This window comes from Pelomonas sp. KK5 (assembly GCF_001984095.1).
Taxonomy (GTDB): domain Bacteria; phylum Pseudomonadota; class Gammaproteobacteria; order Burkholderiales; family Burkholderiaceae_C; genus KK5.
Genome location: NZ_LYVQ01000311.1, coordinates 1 through 5,842, shown reverse-complemented (window position 1 = coordinate 5,842; position 5,842 = coordinate 1). Strand labels below are relative to the sequence as shown.

The 5,842-nt window shown below is 69.1% G+C and carries 6 protein-coding genes and 1 pseudogene; all 7 read left to right on the top strand.

All coding sequences use genetic code 11. The features are described 5' to 3' along the window. Positions 1 to 773, top strand: a 773-nt coding sequence (locus B0W88_RS29035) for a lipopolysaccharide biosynthesis protein (protein ID WP_158080964.1), incomplete at its 5' end; no start/stop codon positions are given. Continuing rightward, positions 757 to 1,314, top strand: a complete 558-nt coding sequence (locus B0W88_RS29030) for an acyltransferase (RefSeq protein WP_077038022.1) — start codon at positions 757 to 759, stop codon at positions 1,312 to 1,314. The genes B0W88_RS29035 and B0W88_RS29030, both read left to right, overlap by 17 nt. Further along, positions 1,311 to 2,369, top strand: a complete 1,059-nt coding sequence (locus B0W88_RS29025) for a glycosyltransferase (RefSeq protein ID WP_077038021.1) — start codon at positions 1,311 to 1,313, stop codon at positions 2,367 to 2,369. The genes B0W88_RS29030 and B0W88_RS29025 overlap by 4 nt, the downstream gene beginning before the upstream one ends. Continuing rightward, the gene (locus tag B0W88_RS29020) at positions 2,366 to 3,592 is read left to right on the top strand and encodes a glycosyltransferase family 4 protein (protein WP_077038020.1); all 1,227 of its coding nucleotides are present in this window, start codon (positions 2,366 to 2,368) and stop codon (positions 3,590 to 3,592) included. The genes B0W88_RS29025 and B0W88_RS29020 overlap by 4 nt, the downstream gene beginning before the upstream one ends. Before the next feature lie 25 nt (positions 3,593 to 3,617). Beyond that, positions 3,618 to 4,781, top strand: a complete 1,164-nt coding sequence (locus B0W88_RS29015; protein ID WP_077038019.1) for a DegT/DnrJ/EryC1/StrS aminotransferase family protein — start codon at positions 3,618 to 3,620, stop codon at positions 4,779 to 4,781. Further along, complete coding sequence (locus B0W88_RS29010) at positions 4,781 to 5,368, top strand: sugar transferase (RefSeq protein ID WP_077038018.1); 588 nt, start codon at positions 4,781 to 4,783, stop codon at positions 5,366 to 5,368. The genes B0W88_RS29015 and B0W88_RS29010 overlap by 1 nt, the downstream gene beginning before the upstream one ends. 1 nt (position 5,369) lies before the next feature. Continuing rightward, positions 5,370 to 5,842: pseudogene (locus B0W88_RS29005) on the top strand (polysaccharide biosynthesis protein); the annotation flags it as partial.

Below are 5,842 nucleotides of genomic sequence, written 5' to 3'. Positions count from 1 at the left end.
TGCTCGGCCTGGCCCGCTTCGGCGGTGCGCTGGGCCTGCTGCTGGGCCCGCTGCTGGCCGGTCTTTCGACGGCGCTGCTGCTGGCGCGGCCGGCGCCGCAAGGCGGCTGGCGGGCGCTGCTGCGAGGCGGGCGGCTGGCCGACATGGCCCGGCGCCATCGCGACTTCCCGCTGCTGAACACGCCCCATGCCTTCGCCGGCGCTTTGCAGGACAGCCTGGCGATGCTGCTGCTGACCCATTGGACCGGCGATACGTCCGCCGGCTACTGGGCGCTGGCGCTGCGCTACCTGAAGGCACCCGCGAGCCTGATCGGCGGCGCCCTGTCTCAGACGCTCTATCCGCGCCTGGTACAGGCCGGCCCGGGCGAGGAGGCCCTGCGCCTGGTGCGCCAGGCGATGGCCGTGCTGGCCGCGCTGGCGCTGCCGCTGATGGCGGTGCTGATGCTGTGGGGGCCGGCGCTGTTCGCCGCGGTGTTCGGCGAGCGCTGGGCCGATGCAGGTGCGCTGGCGCGCGCGCTGGCGCCCTACATCGCGCTGCACTTCGTGGCGGCGCCGCTGTCGGTGGCGACAATGGCCTGGCGTGCCCAGGCCTGGGCACTGAAGCTGGCACTGGTGGGGCAGCTGATGTTCGTCGCGGGCCTCGCAGCGGGCCTGTCGGTCGACGGGCTTGCCGGTGCCGCCTGGGGCGTCTCGCTCGCCATGTGCGCCTATTTCGGATTCTTCTTCTGGTCGCTGGCCACCTGGAATTTTCACGCCAATGAGAAGCTGGCTTAACCGTCTGCGCCGCCGTCTCTGGCACGCGCTGTTCTTCCGCATCGTCTTCGGTGAACGGGGCCTGGCGCACACGCGGATCGCGCCGAGCACCTGCATCGAGGGTGAGCAACAGCTGACCCTGTCCGACCATGTCTTCATCGGCCAGTTCAACTTCATCGACGCGACCGCCGGCCTGACGATCGGCGAGGGCGTGCAGATCACCAACTTCGTCAGCATCGTCACCCACAGCTCGCATCGGTCCATCCGCCTGCTGGGCCGCGGCTATGCCACGCATGCCGGTGAAGTACCGGCTTATGTGAAGGGACCGATCGCGATCGGCGCCTACAGCTTCATCGGGCCGCACAGCCTGATCGAGGCGGGCGCCGTGATCGGCAAGGGCGTGGTTGTCTGCGCGTACTCGCAGGTGCGCGGCGCGGTGCCGGACTTCGCCATCGTGGCCGGCCAGCCGGCGGTGCAGGTGGGCGACGTGCGCGAGCGCGACGCGAAGCTGCTGGCGCAGTATCCGGAGCTGGCGGCGCACTATGAGGCCTGGTCGCGATGAGGCTGGTGCTGATCGGTGATGGCATGAGCCCGCACCTGCTGAAGTGGGCGCGCGCGCTGGCCCCGGAGGTGGATCTGTGGGCCGCGTCCACGCGCGGCTTCACGCCCGAGTTCGACTTCGTCATCCCGCGCGAGCAGCGCCTGGCGCTGCAGACGAATCCCAGTCACGGCGGCGGCAATATGGCCGTGCTGATGCAACTCCCGAAGCTCGGCCGCTGGCTCGCCGAGGTCAAGGCCGACTGGCTGCATGCCCACTACCTGACCTCCCACGGCACGCTGGCCTGGGCGGCGAAGAAGGGCTGGCGGCTGAACTCGCGCATTGCCGGCTCGGCCTGGGGCAGCGACATCCTCGTGACGCCGGAGCAGGGCGCGGCCTATCGCTGGCTGACGCAGCGAGTGCTGGAGGCCTGCGACATCACGACTTCCGACTCGCTGCACATGGCGGCACGGATGCGCGAACTCGGTGCGGGCGAGGTGATGACCTTCCCCTTCGGCCTGGAAGAGATGCCGCGGCAGAACGTGAAGAAGACGCCCTGGCTGTTCTACGCCAACCGCGGGCTGGAGCCGATCTACCGGCCGCAGCGGGTGATCGAGGCCTTTGCGGCCGTGGCGGCCCAGCAGCCCGAGGCGCGGCTGGTTGTCGCCAACGACGGTTCGCTGCGCGGCGCCTTGCAGGATCAGGCCGCCTCGCTGGGCCTGGCCTCACGCATCGAGTTCGTCGGCCGCCTGCACCCGCAGGCCCAGGGCGGCCACTATGCGCGGGCTCGCTGGTATCTGAGCCTGCCCGAGAGCGATTCCGTGGCGGTCTCGGTGATCGAGGCGATGGCTCATGAGTGCCTGCCCATCCTGTCGGAACTGCCGGCCAATCGCGAACTGGTCCGGCCCGGCGCGGGCGAGGGGCTGATCCTGCCGGCACCCGACCAGCTGCCCCGGTTGCTGAATACGATCGACGACCCCGAGGCGGCCGGCAAGGCCAACCGCGCCTGGGTGGCCGAGCACGGCCTCTTTGCGCCGGCGGTGAAGCGCTTCCTGGCGCGCCTGAGAGAACTGACTTGAGAATCCTGCTGATCAACCACTATGCCGGCTCGCCGAAGCACGGCATGGAATTCCGCCCCTACTACCTGGCCCGCGAATGGGTGCGCATGGGCCACCAGGTGCTGATCCTGGCGGCCTCGCACTCCCATGTGCGCAGCACCCAGCCACCCGGTGCCGGCGGCGAGGTGATCGACGGCGTGTCCTACTGCTGGTACCAGACGCCGGTCTACTCAGGTAACGGATTAGCTCGTGTGAAGAACATCTGGTCCTTCTGCCGCCAGGTCTGGAGCGATGCCGATGCGCTGGCCGAATCCTTCGCGCCGGATGCGGTGATCGCGTCCAGCACCTATCCGATGGATGTGTGGGTGGCGCGGCGCGTGGCGCGCAAGGCGAAGGCAAAGCTGGTCTACGAGGTGCACGACCTGTGGCCGCTGTCGCCGATCGAGCTGTCGGGCATGAGCCCGCGGCACCCGTTCGCCATGCTGTGCCAGAAGGCCGAGAACGACGCCTACCGTGATGCGGACGCGGTGGTCTCGATGCTGCCCAAGGTGCATGAGCACATGGCCGCTCACGGCCTGGACCTGAAGAAGCTGGCGATCGTGCCCAACGGCATCACGCTCGACGAATGGGGCGAGGGCGACGCGCAGCCGCTGGATCCGGCGATCGCCGCCCACATCGCGCTGCAGCGCGCCGCCGGCCGCCGGATCGTCGGCTACGCCGGCTCGCACGGGCTGCCCAATGCGCTGGACGTGCTGCTCGATGCCGCCAAGCTGCTGAAGGAGGCCCCGGTGGCCTTCGTGCTGGTGGGGGGCGGGCACGAGAAGGAGCGGCTGGAACAGCGTGTTCGCGGCGAAGGCATCGCCAATGTCGCGATGTTCCCGGCCATTCCCAAGCGCCAGATCCCGAGCCTGCTGGCTGCCTTCGACATCGCCTACATCGGCTGGCAGCGCACGCCAATCTACCGCTTCGGCATCGCGCCGAACAAGCTGATGGACTACATGATGGCGCGCCGGCCGGTCCTGCATTCGGTGGAGGCCGGCAACGATCCGGTGGCCGAGGCCGGCGCCGGGCTGACCGTGGCGCCCGAGGATCCGCGCGCCGTGGCCGACGGCCTGCTGCAGCTGATCGCCCGCACACCGCAGGAACTCGCCGCCATGGGCGAGCGCGGCCGCGCCTTCGTGCTGGCCCATCACACCTATCCGGTGCTGGCGGAGCGCTTCCTGCGGGCCCTTCGCGGACAATAGCCCCTTCGCCGCGAGTTTTCCGTTCATGAGCCAAACCCCCTTCCTCCCCTTCGCCTTGCCCGAGATCGGCGACGAAGAGATCGCCGAGGTCGTCGATACCCTGCGGTCCGGCTGGGTCACGACCGGCCCCAAGGCCAAGAAGTTCGAGACCGCCTTTGCCGAATTCCTGGGCGAGCCGCAGATCGAATGCGTGGCCGTCAACTCGGCCACCGCCGGCCTGCACCTGGCGCTCGAAGCGCTGGGCATCGGCCCCGGCGACGAGGTGATCACGACCACTCACACGTTCACCGCCACCGCTGAGGTAGTCCGTTACCTGGGCGCAGACGTGGTGCTGGTGGATATCGATCCGAAGACGCTGAACATCGACCCGAAGCTGGTCGAGGCGGCGATCACGTCGAAGACGCGCTGCATCGTGCCGGTCCACTACGCCGGCCTGGCGGTGGACATGATCGAGATCCTGGACATCGCGCGCCGGCACGGCCTGCGCGTGGTGGAGGACGCAGCCCACGCGCTGCCGACGACGCTGGAGAAGGAACTGATCGGCACGATGGGCAGCGACGCCACCGTGTTCAGCTTCTACGCCAACAAGACGATGACCACCGGCGAGGGCGGCATGCTGGTGACGCGCAATGCCGAGCTGGCCAGGCGCGCCCGCGTGATGCGCCTGCACGGCATCAACCGCGACGCCTTCGACCGCTTCACCGCCAAGGTGCCGAGCTGGTACTACGAGATCGTGGCGCCGGGCTTCAAGTACAACCTGACCGACATCGCGGCGGCGCTGGGCATCCACCAGCTGAAGCGCCTGCCGGGATTCCAGCTGCGCCGCGAGGCGATCGCGCAGCGCTACCATGAGGCTTTCACCGACCTGCCGCTGGTCCTGCCGCCGCGCGCGCCAGAGGGCGACACGCACTCGTGGCACCTGTACGTGCTGCGCCTGGCCGACGGGGCCGGCATCGAGCGCGACCGCTTCATCGAGCGCATGTTCGAGCTGGGCATCGGCTGCAGCGTCCACTACATCCCGCTGCACCTGCAGCCCTACTGGCGCGAGCGCTACGGCCTGAAGCCGGAGCAGTTCCCGCATTCGCAGAAGGCGTACGAGCGGATGGTGAGCATTCCGCTGTATACGGCGATGACGGACGCGGATGTGGAGCGGGTGATTGCGGCCGTGCGAGGCAGCCTGGCTTCTTGATGGTCAAGCGCCTGTTCGACATCGCCTGTTCGGCACTGGGCCTGCTGCTGCTGGCGCCGCTGCTGCTGGTGATCGCCGTCTGGATCAAGCTCGATTCGCGCGGACCGGTGCTGTTCCGGCAGCAGCGTGTCGGTCGGCGCGGCGTCCCCTTCATGATCCACAAGTTCCGGACGATGCAGGTCGATAACGCCGGGCTGCAGATCACCGTGGGCGCCGATTCGCGCATCACCGGCGCGGGCCGCGTGCTGCGCCGGAGCAAGCTCGACGAATTGCCTCAACTGTGGGATGTCCTGCGGGGCGCGATGAGCTTCGTGGGTCCGCGGCCCGAAGTGCCGCGCTACGTGGCGCTGTACCCGGCCGAGCTGCGCGAGCTGGTGCTGTCGGTGCGGCCGGGCATCACCGATCCGTCCAGCCTCGCCTTCCGTGACGAGAGCGAGTTGCTCGCGCGGGCGGCCGACCCGGAGCGGGAGTACGTGGACGTCGTGATGCCCGCCAAGCTGCGGGCCGCTGCCGACTATGTCCGCCAGGCCACGCTGGCCAGCGACCTGCGCCTGATGTGGCGCACGGTCGCGACGATCTTCCACTGATATGAACTGGCTGACCCTCGACGCCTTCCTCACCCGCGTCCGCCCGCAGCGCGAGCGGCTCTCGCTGCTGCTCGACGCCGTCGTCGTGGCGCTGGCCTGGCAGGCGACCTATCTGTTCCGGCTGGGCTTCCGCAACTGGCTGGACGAGCGGCCCCCGTATGACGCGCCGGTGCTGGCGGGCCTGGTGCTGCTCTACGTGCTGGTGCTGTGGCTGCTGAAGGTGCCTAAGGGCATGTGGCGCTTCTCTGGCTTCGGCGAGATCAAGCGACTGGCGGCGGCCTGCGCAATCGCCGGGCTGGTCGGTGCGACGGCGGTGCTGATGGCCCACCTGAGCGGCATCCCGCGCGCGGTGCTGGCGCTGCATCCGGTGCTGACGCTGATCGCGCTGGCGATGATGCGGATGGGCTACCGGATGCTCTATGAGCATATGCGGGGCAGGATCAACGGCAGCGCGCAGGAGGTGCGGCGCGTGCT